The organism is Serratia sp. (in: enterobacteria) (assembly GCF_051654945.1).
Taxonomy (GTDB): domain Bacteria; phylum Pseudomonadota; class Gammaproteobacteria; order Enterobacterales; family Enterobacteriaceae; genus Chania.
The window spans coordinates 1-14843 of the sequence record NZ_JBOFZA010000067.1 but is presented as its reverse complement, the minus strand read 5'-3'; the positions used below and the strand labels follow the sequence as shown (position 1 = coordinate 14843).

The following is a 14843-nucleotide window of genomic DNA, read 5'->3' as shown; positions in this document are numbered from 1 at the left end:
GCAGTTGTTTAAAGTTGTGTTGCCGGTTATTGAGCCAGCCAGAAAATAAAATTGTTCCGCGGGTGATAACCACTCACTTTGCAGGTGTTAATGGGGGTTTATTCAATGATAAAAAAACCCGGCCGAAGCCGGGTTTGTGGTTAGCTCACAGAGGTGAGGGGAATTACATCATTCCGCCCATACCACCCATGCCGCCCATACCACCAGCGCCACCCATGTCTAACTTGTCTTCTTTCGGCAAGTCAGTGATCATGCACTCGGTGGTGATCATCAGACCAGCAATAGAGGCCGCGAACTGCAGAGCAGAACGGGTCACTTTCGTTGGATCCAGGATACCCATCGCGATCATGTCGCCGTATTCTTCGGTGTAAGCGTTGTAGCCGAAGCTGCCTTCGCCTGCTTTCACTTTGTTGGCAATGACAGAGGCTTCTTCACCGGCGTTGATCACGATCTGACGCAGTGGAGATTCCATGGCACGAATAGCAACCTTGATACCGACGTTCTGGTCTTCGTTGTCGCCTTTCAGGCCAGCAATTTTGCCTGCTACACGGATCAGCGCTACGCCACCGCCAGCAACCACGCCTTCTTCTACTGCAGCACGGGTTGCGTGCAGAGCATCTTCAACGCGGGCTTTCTTCTCTTTCATTTCAACTTCAGTTGCGGCGCCAACTTTGATAACGGCAACGCCGCCAGCCAGTTTAGCAACACGCTCTTGCAGTTTTTCACGATCGTAGTCAGAGGTCGCTTCTTCGATCTGCTGACGGATCTGGGAAACACGGCCCTGAATGGTGGCTTCGTCACCCACGCCATCGATGATGATGGTGGTGTCTTTGTTGATCACCACGCGTTTTGCCTGACCCAGATCTTCCAGGGTAGCTTTTTCCAGCTCCAGACCGATCTCTTCAGAGATTACGGTACCGGCAGTCAGGGTTGCGATGTCTTGCAGCATGGCTTTACGACGATCGCCGAAGCCAGGAGCTTTAACCGCAGCCACTTTCACGATGCCACGCATGGTGTTAACCACCAGGGTCGCCAACGCTTCGCCTTCAACATCTTCGGCAATGATCAGCAGTGGTTTGCCTGCTTTCGCAACGGCTTCCAGCACTGGCAGCATTTCACGGATGTTGGAGATTTTCTTGTCAGCCAGCAGGATGAACGGGCTTTCCAGTTCGATAGAACCGGTTTCTGGCTTGTTGATGAAGTAAGGAGACAGGTAGCCGCGATCGAACTGCATACCTTCAACTACGTCCAGCTCGTCTTGCAGGCCGGTGCCTTCTTCAACGGTGATCACGCCTTCTTTGCCCACTTTCTCCATCGCTTCTGCAATCAGTTTACCCACGGTTTCGTCGGAGTTTGCAGAGATAGTGCCTACCTGAGCGATAGCTTTAGAGTCAGAGCAAGGTACGGACAGTTTTTTAAGCTCTTCAACCGCAGCGATGACCGCTTTGTCGATGCCGCGCTTCAGATCCATCGGGTTCATGCCGGCAGCTACAGCTTTCAGGCCTTCGGTGATGATGGATTGAGCCAGTACGGTTGCAGTGGTGGTACCGTCGCCCGCAGCGTCGTTCGCTTTAGAGGCAACTTCTTTCACCATTTGTGCACCCATGTTCTCGAACTTGTCTTCCAGTTCGATTTCACGAGCAACAGATACGCCATCTTTGGTGATGGTAGGAGCGCCGAAGGATTTATCCAGCACTACGTTACGGCCTTTCGGGCCCAAAGTGACTTTTACTGCATCAGCGAGAACATTCACGCCGCGGAGCATCTTCACGCGTGCGTCATTGCCGAATTTTACGTCTTTAGCTGCCATTGGTATTTCCCTTCAACTCGTTTCAGTTCAGAAGATTTATAAAGCGTTATTACGCTTCAACAATTGCCAGAATGTCGCTTTCGGACATGATCAACACTTCTTCATTGTCGATCTTCTCTGCTTTTACGCCGTAACCGTCGTTGAAAATCACGATGTCGCCTACTTTCACATCCAGCGGCTGAATGTTGCCGCTTTCCAGAACACGTCCTTTACCAACGGCTACCACTTCACCACGAGTAGATTTACCCGCTGCAGAGCCAGTCAGAACGATGCCGCCAGCAGATTTTGATTCAACTTCTTTGCGCTTGACGATAACGCGGTCATGCAATGGACGAATACTCATTGAACGCTCTCCTGTAAGAAGGTTTCTATCAGATTTAGGGTTGTCCGCCGGATTATTGATACCGGCTCCGTGGCATTTGAAATGGGGGCGTTCCATCCCCCTTCAAGGGGCAGGAGCAAAAAAATTTTCGATTCTTACCGACCGCCCCTCACCCCAACCCCCTCCCGAGGTCAAACCCAGTGATCTAATTGGCACCGTGATAGGGAGAGGGAGCGGATCCGGAGTCGCAGGCGAGCACGGATGACAGTTGTGGCACGTTCAGTCCCCTCTCCCTCTGGGAGAGGGTTAGGGTGAGGGGAAAATATCAGCGATCGTCACGCTTGTCGCGATCGTCGGGTTGATGATCCAACGTGTAGCGGTCGTCTTGCTTGCGCTGGAATTCGCCGTCGAAGGTATTACCGTTGGCTGCCCCGCCGTTCTGGCCCCAACCGCCTGGGCGATACACGTTCAGATGCGGCATCAGCTTCAGCGTCAACGATTTCTGCACCGGCGGCAACAGCAGTAACAGGCCAAGGAAGTCGGTGAAAAAGCCTGGTATCACCAGCAGGAACCCCGCCAGCACCAGCGAAACGCTTTTCACCATCTCCGCAGCCGGGCTTTCGCCCGCCGCCAGCTTCTGTTGCATCTGCACAAAGGTCTTCATACCCTGATTGCGTACCAGGGAAACGCCGACGCAAGAGGTAAACACCACCAGCAGCAGCGTCATTGCCACGCCCAACACGGCAGCAACTTTAATAAACAGGGATATTTCTATGTAAGCCAGTAGAAATATCAGCAATAACGGTAACCAGCGCACCTGGTTCTCTCCTCTAGGTAGAGTCGGCGTACCCGCCAGATGGCGCATACGGGATAAATGGGGCCGCCAATCGGCCAACCTTCATACAATGGGGGCTTGCCGCCGCCATTTCAACCAGCCGATCTTTTTTATTCCAGGTTTGGTAAACGTGAAGCCCTTCACAGAAACCAAAAGCTGTCATTTATTGAAGCACCATATAGTGATCTACGTTCATTCATTTATTACTAACCAGCATATGATCTGGGCAGCGACAACTGCTGCGGTCAATACTTCCGCAGTTGACCCGCTCGGCAACATAATTTTGTTATCCTGCATATAATTATATTCGGCAGCAACATATAGAGAAGGTTCTCATGTCAAACAACATTCGTATCGAAGAAGACCTATTAGGAACACGTGAAGTCCCTGCAGAAGCCTACTACGGTGTTCATACTCTGCGTGCGATTGAAAACTTCTATATCAGCAACAGTAAAATCAGTGACGTTCCCGAGTTCGTGCGCGGCATGGTAATGGTGAAAAAAGCCGCCGCCATGGCCAACAAAGAACTGCATACCATTCCACGTAAAATCGCCGATATCATCATCCAGGCCTGTGATGAAGTGCTGGATAAAGGCAAATGCATGGACCAATTCCCGGTGGATGTGTTCCAGGGGGGTGCTGGCACCTCGCTGAACATGAACACCAACGAAGTGCTGGCCAACATCGGCCTGGAGCTGATGGGTCACCAGAAGGGTGAATACCAATACCTGAACCCTAACGATCACCTCAACAAGTGCCAGTCCACCAACGACGCTTACCCAACCGGGTTCCGCATCGCGGTTTACGCCTCCAACCAGAAACTGATCGACGCGATCAACCAGCTGCGTGAAGGGTTCGACCGTAAAGCCAAAGAGTTCGAAACCATCCTGAAAATGGGCCGTACCCAGTTGCAGGATGCGGTACCAATGACGTTGGGCCAAGAGTTCCACGCCTTCAGCGTATTGCTGAAAGAAGAAACCCGTAACCTGCACCGTACCGCAGAACTGCTGCTGGAAGTGAACCTGGGCGCGACGGCGATCGGTACCGCGCTGAACACCCCGGAAGGCTACCCACAGCTGGCAGTACAGAAACTGGCGGAAGTCAGCAACCTGCCGGTAGTACCTGCCGAAGACCTGATCGAAGCCACCTCCGACTGCGGTGCCTACGTGATGATGCACAGTGCGCACAAACGCCTGGCGGTGAAACTGTCCAAAATCTGTAATGACCTGCGTCTGCTGTCTTCCGGCCCACGCGCTGGCCTGAACGAAATCAACCTGCCAGAACTGCAGGCGGGTTCTTCCATCATGCCAGCCAAAGTGAACCCGGTGATCCCGGAAGTGGTTAACCAGGTTTGCTTTAAGGTGATCGGCAACGACACTTGCGTTACCATGGCCGCCGAAGCGGGCCAGCTGCAGTTGAACGTGATGGAACCGGTGATTGGCCAGGCGATGTTTGAATCGATTCACATCCTGACCAATGCCTGCTATAACCTGCTGGAAAAATGCATTAACGGTATTACCGCCAACAAAGAAGTGTGCGAGTACTACGTATTTAACTCTATCGGTATCGTCACCTATCTGAACCCGTTCATTGGTCACCACAACGGTGATATTGTCGGCAAGATCTGTGCTGAAACCGGCAAGAGCGTACGTGAAGTCGTGCTGGAACGCGGTTTACTGACCGAAGCTGAGCTGGATGACATCTTCTCCGTAGAGAACCTGATGCACCCGGCCTATAAGGCGAAACGCTATACAGATGAAAATGAACAATAATAGACTCATCCGGTAGCCCGAAAGGCACGCTAATCCTCTGGATAGCGTGCCTTTTTTCTTTCTGTGAATACAAGCTCGTAACGTTTGGTTTTCATAAAAATCCATTTTAAGGGGTAAACACTATGCTAGTAGTAGAATTGGTGATCGTTCTACTGGCCATCTTTTTGGGGGCCAGGCTGGGCGGTATCGGAATAGGCTTTGCAGGCGGTCTTGGGGTGTTGGTGCTGGCGATGATCGGCGTCAAGCCAGGCAGTATTCCCTTCGACGTTATTTCAATCATCATGGCGGTTATCGCTGCCATTTCCGCTATGCAGGTCGCTGGCGGGATGGACTATCTGGTGCAGCAAACCGAAAAGCTGCTGCGTAAGAATCCAAAATACATCACCATTCTGGCCCCCATCGTTACCTACTTCCTGACCATCTTCGCCGGTACCGGTAATATCTCCCTTTCGGCTCTGCCGGTGATTGCAGAAGTGGCCAAAGAACAAGGCATCAAACCTTGCCGTCCACTGTCTACTGCCGTGGTTTCCGCGCAGATTGCCATTACCGCTTCGCCAATCTCGGCAGCGGTGGTGTACATGTCTTCCGTTATGGAAGGCCACGGCGTCAGTTACCTGCACTTGCTGATGGTGGTAATCCCTTCCACTTTCCTCTCCGTGCTGCTGATGTCAGTGCTGGTCACCTGGCTGTTTGATTCCAAACTGTCTGACGACCCGGTGTATCAAAAACGCTTTGAGGAAGGCCTGGTTGCGCTGCGCGGCGAGAACGTGGTCGTGATTAAGTCCGGTGCCAAAAAGTCCGTGCTGCTGTTCCTGGCTGGCGTGCTGTGCGTGGTAGCCTATGCCATCGTCAACAGCCCAAGTTTGGGCCTGGTGACCACACCGCTGATGAACACTACCAATGCTATCCTGATCATCATGCTGAGCGTGGCGACCCTGACCACCATCATGTGCCGCATAGAAACCGACCTGATTTTGAACTCCAGCACCTTTAAGGCCGGGATGAGCGCCTGTATCTGTATTCTGGGTGTCGCCTGGTTGGGTGATACCTTTGTGCAGGCTAACCTCGAGTGGATCAAAGAGACTGCAGGCACCGTGATCCAATCCCACCCTTGGTTACTGGCGGTGATCTTCTTCTTCTGTTCGGCGCTGCTGTACTCTCAGGCCGCCACTGCCAAGGCTCTTATGCCAATGGCGCTGGCGCTGAACGTGACTCCGCTGACGGCGATCGCTTCCTTTGCCGCCGTTTCTGGCCTGTTCATTCTACCAACCTACCCTACCCTGGTAGCGGCGGTACAGATGGACGATACCGGCACGACGCGCATCGGGCGTTTTGTGTTTAACCACCCGTTCCTGATCCCAGGCACCATGGGCGTGGCGTTTGCGGTCATCTTCGGCTTCCTGATCGGCAGCGTTATTCTGTAATTTTCAAGCGGGGTTTCGGCCCCGCTTTCCCCTTCTCATTCCCCCACTGTTGATAATCTAGCCTTCTAGCCAACTGCGCTTCAGGGTATAGTGCCCTGTTACCAAACCTGGTTGAGAGGGCCGAAGATGTCTGATTGCGAAGCTATCGTCATACTCTGTACCGCACCCGATGAAGCCTCCGCGCAAGAGCTGGCGGCACGCGTTCTGGGGGAAAAGCTCGCGGCCTGCGCCACGCTGCTACCCGGTGCAACATCGCTGTATTACTGGGAAGGAAAACTGCAACAGGAATACGAAGTTCAGATGCTGTTTAAAAGCGATCGCCAGCATCAACAAGCGCTACTCACCTACCTGAAACACCATCACCCATACCAGACACCCGAACTGTTGGTGCTGCCGGTGATGGCCGGAGATAAAGATTACCTGTCATGGATCAACGCCTCATTAAACTGATATTGCTGCTGTGCAGCCTGTTCTTTCTGCCCACTGCGGCCCAGGCTTCACTGTTCGGCCAAAACGCGGGCAACCAGTTCGTGCCCGTCGATCAGGCATTTGCCTTCGATTTTAAGCAGCAACACGACAAGCTGACGCTAAGCTGGCAGATTCGCCCTGGTTACTACCTGTATCGCCAGCAAATCAAACTGGTGCCACAGCAGGCAACGCTGGGCCAATTCGAGCTGCCCGCCGGGCTAACGCATAAAGACGAATTCTTTGGTGAAGTGGCGATCTTCAAGGAGCCATTGGCCTTGACCATTCCGCTGTTAAACGCGGGTGACAATGCCAGCCTGAGCGTCACCTACCAAGGGTGCGCTGAGGCCGGTTTCTGCTACCCACCGGAAACCCGCGTTATTCCGCTGAGCGCAGTAGCCGCCGCCGCAGAGCCTGCATCACCGGCCACGGCGGCTGCAACTGAAACGGCTCCGGCCAATCTGCCCTTCTCGCCACTATGGGCCTTGCTGATTGGCATCGGCATTGCGTTTACCCCTTGTGTGTTGCCGATGTATCCACTGATTTCCGGCATTATCCTGGGCCGAGAGCGCCCACATAGCAGCGGGCGAATTCTGGTGCTGGCCGTGGTGTACGTACAAGGCATGGCGCTGACCTACACCCTGCTCGGCCTGGTGGTTGCCGCCGCCGGGTTGCAGTTCCAGGCAGCGCTGCAACACCCTTACGTGCTGATCGGCCTGTCGGTGCTGTTTGTCGCCCTGGCGCTGTCCATGTTCGGCTGCTACTCCTTACAGCTTCCTTCTTCGCTGCAAACGCGGCTGGCCAACTGGAGCAACACCCAGCAGGGTGGCTCGCTGGTCGGCGTATTTGTGATGGGTGCGCTGGCAGGCCTGATCTGCTCGCCATGTACCACCGCCCCGCTCAGCGCCATCCTGCTGTATATCGCCCAAAGCGGCAATATGTGGGCCGGTGGCGGCACGCTGTATCTGTATGCGCTAGGGATGGGTATTCCACTGGTGATCGTCACGCTGTTTGGCAACCGTCTGCTGCCACGTAGCGGCCCTTGGATGCAGTACGTCAAGGAAGCCTTTGGCTTTGTGATCCTGGCACTGCCGGTGTTCCTGCTTGAGCGCGTGATTGGCGATGTCTGGGGACTGCGCCTGTGGAGCCTGCTCGGCCTGGCGTTCTTCGGCTGGGCTTTCGTGCTGAGCCTGAAGTCTTCCCGTGGCTGGACACGAGCCCTTCAAGTGCTGTTGTTAGCTGCACTAGTGATCTCTGCGCGTCCATTGCAGGACTGGGCATTCGGTAACACCGCCTCTGAGCAGGCAGCCCTACCGCATCTCAATTTCACTCGCATCAATAACGTGGAACAGCTTAACCTAGCGCTACAACAGGCGCAGGGCAAACCGGTGATGCTGGATCTGTATGCGGACTGGTGCGTCGCCTGTAAAGAGTTTGAGAAATACACCTTCAGTGACCCGGCGGTGCAGGCCCAATTGGCCGATACGGTGTTGCTACAGGCCGATGTGACGGCCAACGATGCCGAGCATGCTGCTTTGCTCAAGCACTTGCAGGTGCTTGGACTGCCGACCATTCTGTTCTTTGACCAGGCGGGGCAAGAGTTACCCGCGGCCCGTGTGACGGGCTTTATGAACGCAGAGGCATTCGACGCACATTTGCAGAAAACCACTCGGTAAACGACACTGAGTTTCAGAACATTTTTTGGAGGGAGCACTAGTGCAACGTGAACAGGTTTTAAATACAGCCTTGGCGCTGTTGGAAAAACAGGGCCTGGCGACCACCACCTTGGAAATGCTGGCAGAGAAACTGGGTGTGCCACACAGCGATTTCAAACCGTTCTGGCCAGACCGTGAGGCACTGCTGTATGACTGCCTGCGCTACCATGGCCAGCAGATTGATACCTGGCGCCGCCAGTTGCAGTTGGATGAAACGCTAAGCCCGCAGCAAAAGCTACTGGCCCGTTATGACGTACTGGCAGAGCACGTGCAGAATGAGCGCTACCCTGGCTGCCTGTTTATTGCGGCCTGTAGCTTCTTCCCAGAGAGCGACCACCCGATCCATCAACTGGCCGAGCAGCAGAAGCTCACCTCGTTGGACTTTACCCGCGATTTGTTGCGTGAGATGGACGCCGACGATGCCGACTCGGTTGCCCAGCAAATGGAGCTGGTACAGGAAGGCTGCCTGAGCAAGCTGCTGATAAAACGCCAGTTACAGGACGTCTCCGTCGCCAAGCGGCTAGCCGAGGATATCTTGCAGATTGCCCAGTGCCGTAAGTTCGGTGCGTTAAGCTAAAACCGCCCTTACCGGGCTTAGCATATAGGGGCGCGGCATGCTGCGCCCGCTGATAACCGATGGAACAGAGACCGTATTCTGCGCGCTTTGCCTGAAAAGCCAGCAATCGGCGCTGTTTTCACGTTTTTTGTCACAAATCCGTTGACGCCGCACGGCCAATACGGTTTAATGCGCCCCGTTGCCCGGATAGCTCAGTCGGTAGAGCAGGGGATTGAAAATCCCCGTGTCCTTGGTTCGATTCCGAGTCCGGGCACCATGCATCAAAGCACGTTGGTTAAGGGATGAGATCCTTAACGGGCGGTTAATACGGAACCGGTAGATAGATGTCAAAGTGGTTTTCTAGGTATTTACACTCTGGCGTTGATATTAGGTTCCTCTAGAAAGGATACCTGTGTGTCAGCACAGGCGTCCTTCTCTCGATCACTGGTGATTTTTACAGCTTGTTAAAGTTATGTCAAGGCGTGTCTGGCCTCTTCTTCACGTGTAGGGGTCAAATCCATATACAATGACAGTTCGTCTTCTAACGCCTGCCCCGTGATCTTCAAATCCAGTTCCACGTATTCCAGGGTTGTGCTGACACTTCGATGGCCCAGCAACCCCTTTACCATTGCCAGGTTTCGATCCGGTGATTTCATCATTTCAGTCGCCAGAGTATGTCTGAACCGATGGGGACTTACCTTAAAACCACACTCTTTCGTTAGTCGGGTAAAGAACGAGCGAACAGGTTGTATCGCAGGTTCTGGACCAACCTCACCCAATGGGTTCAGGAAACGTTTCACATCAAAAAGGTAATCTTCCGGTTTGGCTCCTTGCGCGATGGCGCGATCAACAAGTATTCGCATACGGTCACTCAGGAAGTTGACTATCGGCACCAACCATTCCCTGTGTGTTTTGCTTCCCTTTTTACACAATAAAATAGAATTGGTTTTAAGATCGACGTCTTTTAAACGCACGTGTAACAGCTGATTCTGTCGCATACCAGTCGAACGCAACACATCAAACACCGTACGCCAATACCATATGGGATAGAGCGCGCAAGGCCTGCATTGTCCTGGCCAGTGATTTTCGCGCTCTTCAAATTGCCCCAGCACCAAATTTACCCTAACCAACTGATCTCGGCTGAGGATCTTTTTCCTTTTGCTTCCCGGTGGTACTTGCGTTTCGTTAAGCGGATTTTCCTTGAGAGTGAGCCACTTTTTCTTTATCCCCTGGTTGTAGATCGCACGTAAATGGCGAACTTTATTATTCCACGTACTTGTTGTTAGTCCCCTTCCCAGCATGTCCCGACGCCACAAAATCAACTCTCGGTTCATGACTTCATCAGGTAACATGTCATTCCCAATAAATTTCCTGAAAACTGCGACCACCCGGCGATAACTCATTTCAGTTTCAGGACGTAACGCCTTCGAGAAAAAATACTCTTCGAGCAAAGTTTCCCAGTCCATAACGCGCGTTTTTTGCATGATCTCTCCCTAGCTTAAATAGAAGCCTTGCGAACATAAGTTAGTCGAAAGACACAATTAATCCCTGTCAAGGGATCACCAGTACCGGACTGTCGTCAGGTAAGTTTGTCCCCCGATAGAGCAGACTTGCCTTAACGAGGTAACCTTTGGTTCGTTTAAACGCCCCCTTGCGCTCTGATGTTTCATACAGGTGAGCAAAATAAAATCGTTTACCCTTGACCCGACGATGTTTCTCCAAACGTTCAAAATCCTCCTGAAGGGCTTCTCGTTGAGAACCATCCAGACCAACCTGTTTCAGGTACAAATAAAAAATCCCGGGTACGGTTATAAAAATAAAACCAGAAACAAGATGAACCCGCGCACCGACGGAATTGATGGGGATCTCATTAGAACTGAGTCCATCAGCTAACCAACGCCAAAAGACCTCTCCGGGAGTTATTCCCCCATCGCCTTCATTGCCCTGTTTTTGTAATAGTGAAGGAGCGAGGTCAGTCGTTTGAGGGGCACAAAAGTCGGATGTTGAAAATGCCGCTTCGGGAGCGATATCATCGATGGCGTCTGACTCCTGGTTTATTTCGGCAACCTGAACTACCTGAGCCACTTCAGCAGTAAGTACAGGATTATCGGCAGGCACAGGGCCTTCATCTTCGTGAGGGTCGTCCCCGAACGCCTGTTCTGTCTGGTTCACCGGAGCAGACACCTCAACCGCCATTAATGACAACAGGGCCTGCATATCTTCTTCCACACCAACCACCGTTTCAGGCGCCAGGACCATCTCAGCCAAAGGCTTATCGTTGACCGGCACATCCAGGGCAGAGCTTAGTAACACCTCCGTTGCTGACGCTGCATTTTCTTTGGGCTGATTTAATGTCTCTGCCGGCAGTTGCTCCTCAACGAGCGGAGAGTTGGTGCTGCTGACTGCACTTTGCAAATCAACAACGGGTACTGAAGAGGTGATATTTTCTGTAGTCGGCGCCACCGACGGTAAAGCTACTGTCAATGTGTCGGAGATGGATGCCGGTGAGGACGATACGGACAGGCTATCGCCGCGCGCCAGTTTAGTCGCTTCCTGAATAATGTCGTCTATTACAGATAATGCGCCGGGTTGTCGGGAAGCAATCGTCATCAACGAGTGTGTAGCCGCTGGCAGTGTTGATAGCCAGTCGAGGACCTCTGCAGGCAGTAGCCGTGCCGCAATCATTGCACTTTGGCTTGTTGCCAGGGGCGGGGCTGGCGAGGTCGACCTGAAACGAAAACGGTAGGGTTCACCCGGTACCGTCAAACCTGGTAACCAGGCGCGACCACTCCGGAACTCCCCCTGCAACTGGCTCAACAACGGCAGGTAGTGCCAAAGCGCAGCGTAAAACACCACGACATTCCATTGTACATTCTGGGCCGATTGTTCTTCCGGTGCCGCCCCAGGAGGCAGCATGTGCCCTTTGGCCAGGCGCACCGCATATGTCGTCGTCTGCAATGTGACATCAATCAAGCCCCCTTCCCTGGCATACTCACCCTGCAGCGTTGCCGGCAATACCTGCATCAACGTCATGAGCTGCTTCAATGGCTGAAGATAGAATTGTTCATAGAGGTCTTTGGGAAGCGCACAATTTTCCCATAACTGCTGTAAGCATTGCTTACGCGGTGCCGTGCTCAAAAGCTGCTCTGCGGACGCGGGCATATAGTAACCAGCAAGCCCTCTTGAGCCTGAAGTGCTTGTTGTTGGCTTTGCCGGCATATCCCGGGTACCAACAAGCAGCTCTTTGATGGCCTTCAGCATGCCAGGCCTCCAGCGATATCTCCTTCGCTGTCCATCAACACCTGCAGTAAATCATTCAGTACCAGCGTTTGCTGGGCCCGGGTTACAGCGACATACAGCAGATTGGTTTCATCGGTACGTTCGCTGTCGGCCATCAGGGGATCCGTAATATCCGCAAAGTCATGGTTCAATACCACCACAGGCCACTCCAGTCCTTTGCTGCGATGTGCAGTCGAAACGGTTACCTGAGCCTGACTTTCCTCAATGACTGCATGCTCACGCATAACCTGCAGCTTTTGTGGTAGTGGGAAGTACTGATCAAGTAACCGAAGCCCTTGGTTCATTTCGACATCTTTGGTCGCTCTGGCAACCGACTCAAACTCCTCAAAGTTACGGTATTCTCGTGCCAGCAATGGGGATTGCATACGCTCAGGCATATCAGCCGAGAACCAGTACAGATCCTCCAGTTCTTCTGTTTTGTAGCCAGCGATACCGCCAACCCAATACACCTTTTTTCCCGCCAGGCTGGCTTCAAGCGCTACTCCAATCACGCCTGCAATCGTCCGACTAAGTACGGCCGCGTGTTGTGACCTGTCCTCTTCCGATAAACTCGCCACTACGTTATCTTCTCCACCGTTACCGACCACGGACAGCGTTTCTCCTTGCCGTTTAAGCAGCATATTCGCAACCCTGGCCACTGCTGGACCAAACCGAAAGCTGTGCGTCAGACAAAGTTGATCTGCGTCAACCAGTTGCTCAGCGTCGAGCGCATTTTCAGCCCCCCTGAATCGGTAAATTTGCTGATGGCGGTCGCCGACCATTACTACGTTACAGTGCTGTGTCAGCACCAGAGCTTGTGTCACAGGATTAGCGTCCTGTCCCTCATCAAACAAGAGCGTTTGCCAGCGTCTGGAGAGGTCAGGCTGCGAGAGCTGATACAGCTTGAGGTAAACGTCATGGGTGACAGGAGAAGCGCCATCCTGTCGGACCGACTCGCGCCAGAGGAGCTGCGCCGCCGTCAGGATTTTGTCAGGGGACAGGCCGCTACGTGCCTCTTCATCAGGAAGATGCTGAAGCCCGAACTGGCTATCACCACTGCAGAGGAAAGCATTGAAGGTCGTAATGGCCACGCGAGCTAGCGGCCAATAGCGCGTATTGAGTTGACGGGCAACATCAGTGATCCGCAGATTGGCCGTCAACCGCCGTTGATAATGGCGCCCAAAATTGGGCCAGGCCAGTTGATGAGATGTCTTGCATTCAACGTTAAATGGGAATTTTTGTTCTGCTTCATCTCTCACCGCCCGGTTATAGGCAAGGTAAAGCATCCTGCAGTCCGGGTTTGCCTGCGCAAATCGCACCAGAGTGGATGTTTTGCCAGTACCGGCGAACGCCCTGACCACAAGGCGATGGCCAGACCAGCCGATGATGGCGGCCTGTTCAGGTGTATCAGAATAAGACATCAGCAGCACTCCGTAATCACATAACCGGCACTATCCTGCTCAGATCAAGACGATATCCACCACAAGAAAACCTTTTCTCAAAAAGAAAAGATTTCTATGGGTGGGTAGCCTTACGTTGCATTACTCTTGCTGTAGCCTTAAAAAAACGCTGAATACCATGGTGTACGCACCATTAATATTCAGCGCCTAATAACATTGCAGATGTATAATTAATACACTTGCCCGACATACGGCTTTTTCGCCTTCTTATATCTTATATTTCCCTGGTATTGCGATTACTTCGATGCAGAAAAATCACTGACCTCAGTTCTTCAATATGCGTAGGATAAAGTTAACAGACGAGAGAATCAAAGACCTAAAATTGAAAACCTATGATTTCTCATAGGTCATAAAATTTAACATGTCACATAACCATTTGAAAAGGAAAGTTTTCATGATAACCTCGCTCAATGCAAATCTCTATTAGATTTACTATTGAGTTAGTATGAAATTTAAATTTAATGTTCCTCAAATAATAATCATAGTTCGTAAGTGACATATTCATCACATCTGCAATTCTTTTCCTTTTCATACCTTTAAGTATAAAAAAAAGAACCTTAGCCTCATTCGCGGTAAGGTTCACCCCTTGGTAAGGGGCTACTTTCATAAATTTTGATATTCCAGCAATGTTAGAAAAATCAAAAGCACCGTTCATAATAATAGCTGTAGCAAGCGTTCCAGCAGGATGCCCATTTTTATCATAAATAATTTCTTTGGATGTGTGCAAAAAGGCCTTAATCACCCCAGGCAACGGTTCAAGGACATTATAATTTTCGCCAGACAGAATAGCATTCTCATGATTGGTATAAATATCCCTTCTTTCAGCCCAGGGCATATCAAAGTCATTAAGACCCTGTAGCTTATATGGGTGCACGCCTGAGAAACGACTAAATACCGTGTTAGATGCCACAAAGCGGTGGTTCAAATCCTTCACAAGTATAATACCGCCGCCAGCATGAATTAATGGTTTGTCCACATAGGATTCAATCGTTGGCTCACAAACTTGATCTTCTCCTGTGAAAGACCGTTTCCCCTTTTCCATAGAAAGCCCCCTTGCTCTGTCACCTTAGATGGTGTCGTCATAAGATGGCAGCCCAAAGAGCGATGCATCTGATCTGGACGGCGGCGAGAAACGAGGCCGTATTCTTTGCGTAGCGCGTTGCAATACCCCGCCAGCGCTTTAGGTGCAGGAAGGCATTTTCGAT

At 52.1% G+C, this 14843-nt stretch carries 12 protein-coding genes, 1 tRNA gene and 1 pseudogene; 6 read left to right on the top strand and 8 right to left on the bottom strand.

Annotated features, from left to right (window positions below):
* Positions 1–163: 163 nt before the first annotated feature.
* The 3 genes from groL to ACRDCA_RS09065 form a co-directional block, all read right to left on the bottom strand.
* The gene (gene groL, locus ACRDCA_RS09075; protein ID WP_438689240.1) at positions 164–1810 is read right to left on the bottom strand and encodes a chaperonin GroEL; all 1647 of its coding nucleotides are present in this window, start codon (positions 1808–1810) and stop codon (positions 164–166) included.
* A 49-nt stretch (positions 1811–1859) separates the two neighbouring features.
* Positions 1860–2153: a co-chaperone GroES gene (locus tag ACRDCA_RS09070; protein WP_004952634.1), complete on the bottom strand. Its 294-nt coding sequence runs from the start codon at positions 2151–2153 to the stop codon at positions 1860–1862.
* 304 nt (positions 2154–2457) lie between these two features.
* Positions 2458–2949 (bottom strand): FxsA family protein, encoded by a 492-nt coding sequence (locus tag ACRDCA_RS09065; RefSeq protein WP_438689239.1) that lies wholly within the window; start codon positions 2947–2949, stop codon positions 2458–2460.
* A gap of 353 nt (positions 2950–3302) precedes the next feature.
* Here ACRDCA_RS09065 and aspA point away from each other — a divergent pair, with 353 nt between their 5' ends.
* The 6 genes from aspA to ACRDCA_RS09035 all read left to right on the top strand — a co-directional run bounded on the left by aspA (position 3303) and on the right by ACRDCA_RS09035 (position 9176).
* Positions 3303–4739: an aspartate ammonia-lyase gene (gene aspA, locus ACRDCA_RS09060; RefSeq protein ID WP_438689238.1), complete on the top strand. Its 1437-nt coding sequence runs from the start codon at positions 3303–3305 to the stop codon at positions 4737–4739.
* Between the two features lie 122 nt (positions 4740–4861).
* A complete protein-coding gene (locus tag ACRDCA_RS09055; RefSeq protein WP_438689237.1) occupies positions 4862–6163 on the top strand; it encodes an anaerobic C4-dicarboxylate transporter in 1302 nt (433 codons plus the stop codon).
* Positions 6164–6289: 126 nt separating this feature from the next.
* Positions 6290–6613, top strand: coding sequence for a divalent cation tolerance protein CutA (cutA, locus tag ACRDCA_RS09050; protein WP_438689236.1), 324 nt, complete (start codon positions 6290–6292; stop codon positions 6611–6613).
* Entirely contained in the window at positions 6589–8304 is a 1716-nt protein-coding gene (locus tag ACRDCA_RS09045) for a protein-disulfide reductase DsbD (protein ID WP_438689235.1), read from the top strand. The genes cutA and ACRDCA_RS09045 overlap by 25 nt, the downstream gene beginning before the upstream one ends.
* 40 nt (positions 8305–8344) lie before the next feature.
* Positions 8345–8920 carry a transcriptional regulator gene (locus ACRDCA_RS09040; RefSeq protein ID WP_438689234.1) on the top strand — a complete coding sequence of 192 codons (576 nt, stop codon included), beginning with the start codon at positions 8345–8347 and terminating at the stop codon, positions 8918–8920.
* 180 nt (positions 8921–9100) lie between these two features.
* Positions 9101–9176: transfer RNA gene (locus ACRDCA_RS09035), tRNA-Phe, on the top strand.
* Between the two features lie 193 nt (positions 9177–9369).
* On the opposite strand, the gene ACRDCA_RS09030 is transcribed toward ACRDCA_RS09035, so the two are convergent.
* From ACRDCA_RS09030 to ACRDCA_RS09010, 5 genes and pseudogenes are all read right to left on the bottom strand, one after another.
* Positions 9370–10383, bottom strand: a complete 1014-nt coding sequence (locus tag ACRDCA_RS09030; protein WP_438689233.1) for a tyrosine-type recombinase/integrase — start codon at positions 10381–10383, stop codon at positions 9370–9372.
* 67 nt (positions 10384–10450) lie between these two features.
* Entirely contained in the window at positions 10451–12160 is a 1710-nt protein-coding gene (locus ACRDCA_RS09025) for a TraI domain-containing protein (RefSeq protein ID WP_438689232.1), read from the bottom strand.
* On the bottom strand, positions 12154–13599 hold the full coding sequence (locus tag ACRDCA_RS09020) for a UvrD-helicase domain-containing protein (protein WP_438689231.1): 1446 nt from the start codon (positions 13597–13599) through the stop codon (positions 12154–12156). The genes ACRDCA_RS09025 and ACRDCA_RS09020 overlap by 7 nt, the downstream gene beginning before the upstream one ends.
* A 403-nt stretch (positions 13600–14002) precedes the next feature.
* Positions 14003–14680 carry a helix-turn-helix transcriptional regulator gene (locus ACRDCA_RS09015; protein WP_438689230.1) on the bottom strand — a complete coding sequence of 226 codons (678 nt, stop codon included), beginning with the start codon at positions 14678–14680 and terminating at the stop codon, positions 14003–14005.
* Positions 14681–14717: 37 nt separating this feature from the next.
* A pseudogene (locus ACRDCA_RS09010) lies at positions 14718–14843 on the bottom strand (IS5/IS1182 family transposase); the annotation flags it as partial.

What these genes read in the sequence shown, in the direction of transcription:
- ACRDCA_RS09070 (WP_004952634.1), bottom strand. Translation starts at nt 2,153, where the DNA reads ATGAGTATTCGTCCATTGCATGACCGCGTTATCGTCAAGCGCAAAGAA.
- ACRDCA_RS09025 (WP_438689232.1), bottom strand. Translation starts at nt 12,160, where the DNA reads ATGCTGAAGGCCATCAAAGAGCTGCTTGTTGGTACCCGGGATATGCCG.
- ACRDCA_RS09045 (WP_438689235.1), top strand. Translation starts at nt 6,589, where the DNA reads ATGGATCAACGCCTCATTAAACTGATATTGCTGCTGTGCAGCCTGTTC.
- ACRDCA_RS09055 (WP_438689237.1), top strand. Translation starts at nt 4,862, where the DNA reads ATGCTAGTAGTAGAATTGGTGATCGTTCTACTGGCCATCTTTTTGGGG.
- cutA (WP_438689236.1), top strand. Translation starts at nt 6,290, where the DNA reads ATGTCTGATTGCGAAGCTATCGTCATACTCTGTACCGCACCCGATGAA.
- ACRDCA_RS09030 (WP_438689233.1), bottom strand. Translation starts at nt 10,383, where the DNA reads ATGCAAAAAACGCGCGTTATGGACTGGGAAACTTTGCTCGAAGAGTAT.
- aspA (WP_438689238.1), top strand. Translation starts at nt 3,303, where the DNA reads ATGTCAAACAACATTCGTATCGAAGAAGACCTATTAGGAACACGTGAA.
- ACRDCA_RS09020 (WP_438689231.1), bottom strand. Translation starts at nt 13,599, where the DNA reads ATGTCTTATTCTGATACACCTGAACAGGCCGCCATCATCGGCTGGTCT.
- ACRDCA_RS09015 (WP_438689230.1), bottom strand. Translation starts at nt 14,680, where the DNA reads ATGGAAAAGGGGAAACGGTCTTTCACAGGAGAAGATCAAGTTTGTGAG.
- groL (WP_438689240.1), bottom strand. Translation starts at nt 1,810, where the DNA reads ATGGCAGCTAAAGACGTAAAATTCGGCAATGACGCACGCGTGAAGATG.